General features: G+C 54.6%; 2 protein-coding genes and 1 pseudogene. All 3 read left to right on the top strand.

The features are described 5' to 3' along the window. Positions 1-283, top strand: a 283-nt coding sequence (gene tnpA, locus FVR03_RS23960; protein WP_222707315.1) for an IS66 family insertion sequence element accessory protein TnpA, incomplete at its 5' end; no start/stop codon positions are given. Between the two features lie 3 nt (positions 284-286). Further along, positions 287-628: an IS66 family insertion sequence element accessory protein TnpB gene (tnpB, locus tag FVR03_RS23955; protein WP_147924297.1), complete on the top strand. Its 342-nt coding sequence runs from the start codon at positions 287-289 to the stop codon at positions 626-628. A 174-nt stretch (positions 629-802) separates the two neighbouring features. Continuing rightward, positions 803-2,158: pseudogene (tnpC, locus tag FVR03_RS23950) on the top strand (IS66 family transposase); the annotation flags it as partial.

Here is a 2,158-nt window from a genome sequence, read left to right as displayed (position 1 = left end):
CATGGAACAGAGAGAAGAGATGCTGCGGTTAGTTGCAGTTTATGAGCAAAGCGGTCAGAGCCAGAAAGCTTTTTGTGATTCAGCCGGTTTGAACCTTTCCCGGTTTGGTTACTGGGTCAGGAAAGTAAGAAAGGAACGGGAGCCCACCGCCGGATTTATAAAAGTGGATACTGGAGCACTCCCCATGCATGCTCCTGCAGTGGAGTTGGTTTACCCTAACGGGGTAAAGCTAAAGCTGCATGGGGCAGATTTGCAACTCATCAGTCAATTGTTGCGTCTTTAGCCCATGCTAAGTCTGAGTTCCTCCCACAGCTATTACCTCTATGCCGCTGCCGTGGACATGCGCAAAAGCTTCGACGGGCTCTGCGGCCTTATCAGGAATCAAACGGATAAGAATCCGGCTTCGGGCGAGGTGTTTGTGTTTCTCAACCGTTCCCGTACCCTTCTAAAGCTGCTGCACTGGGAGCACGGCGGCTTTGTGCTTTACTATAAGCGCCTGGAGCAGGGTACCTTCACGCCACCACTGCTCCCTGGTGCTGGTAACCGTATCCGCTGGCCGGAACTGGTGCTGATGATAGAAGGGATACAGGTGGAAAGGAGCATACAGAAGCTGCGTTACGGGCCGTAAAATAACTGCTGCAAAAGTGCCTGCAGCCTATGAAAAACCAGCTTTTTGAGCTATCTTTAACACATGAAACCGGCTCTTGAACAACAGCATCACACGACTCCTTTTGAAAAGGGACAGGCCGTGCTGGAGCAGGAAAATACACAACTGAAAGCCCGCAACACGCACCTGGAGCAGGAGCTTGCCTACTACAAGGCACAGGTGGCGATGTACCAGCGGATCGCCTTTGGCCAGAAGCGGGAGCGCTTCGAGGCGGATGCCACCCAGTTGCCGCTTCCTTTCCAGACTCCTGCTGTGGAAGTAGAGCAGCAGCAAGAGCTACTCGAAGAGCAGATAAACTATGTACGCAAAAGGCAATCCGCTCATAAAGGCCGTACGCCACTGCCTGCCCACCTTCCGGTAGAAGAGGTGGAGATTTATCCCGAAGGTGACCTGACTCAGATGGTCTGCATCGGCAAAGAGGTAACCGAGGAACTTGACTGCGATCCGGCCCGCTTCTTTATCCGCCGCTACATCCGCTACAAGTACGCCCATGAGCACCAGGAAGGGGTAAGCATTGGTACGCTGCCAGAGCGGGTGATCGACAAGGGCATCCCCGGAGCCGGCCTTTTGGCCTCCATTCTGGTTGATAAGTACATGGACCACCTGCCGCTCTACCGCCAGAAGCAGCGCTTTGCCCGCGAAAACATCCCCATCGCCACCTCCACGATAGAAGGCTGGGCAAAGCAGGCCCTGGAGCGGTTGGAACCCCTTTATGAGCAGCTGCTCTTCGATACCAAAGCCAAAGGCTACCTGCAGGCAGACGAGACACCGATAAAGGTACTCGAGTCGAACAAAAAAGGCGCCTGCCACCAGGGCTACTACTGGGTCTACCATTCCCCTTTAGATAAGACCGTCCTCTTTGACTACCGGCCCACCCGTGGTGCAGCCGGCGCGCAGGTATTAGATTCCTTTACAGGTTACCTGCAGACCGATGGCTATGGAGTGTATGAGAAGATAGGAGCGCGCCAAGAGGTGGTGCATCTGGCCTGCTGGGCCCATGCCAGACGTGAGTTCGAGAAAGCACTGGGCAATGACGCCAAACGTGCCGGCGTTGCCCTGCTCTATATCCAGCAGCTCTATGCGGTAGAGCGCAAGGCCCGGGAAGAAGAACTGGATGCGGCAGCTATTAAACAACTGCGGCTGGAAAAGTCACTGCCGCTGCTCAACGAGTTGGGCAAGTGGCTGGTGGAGGAAGTAAAGCAGACGCTGCCTAAAAGCCAGATCGGCAAGGCCATGAGCTACAGCATCGCCCGCTGGGATGCCCTCTCAGCCTACCTCTATGACGGAGAGCTGCAGATCGACAACAACCTGGTGGAAAATGCGATCCGGCCCGTGGCCCTGGGACGCAAAAACTACCTCTTTGCCGGAAGCCATCAGGCAGCACAGCGGGCTGCCATGATCTACTCCTTCTTTGCCATATGCAAAAAGCAGGAGGTAAACCCTTATCAATGGCTAAAGCATACCCTGCAAAACATCATGACCATCAACCAC

It is taken from the genome of Pontibacter qinzhouensis (assembly GCF_008017455.1).
GTDB lineage: Bacteria > Bacteroidota > Bacteroidia > Cytophagales > Hymenobacteraceae > Pontibacter > Pontibacter qinzhouensis.
This window is presented reverse-complemented; position numbering and strand designations above follow the sequence as displayed.

Excerpts from the sequence above, each read along its gene's own strand:
- tnpB (WP_147924297.1), top strand. The coding sequence starts at position 287 with ATGCTAAGTCTGAGTTCCTCCCACAGCTATTACCTCTATGCCGCTGCC.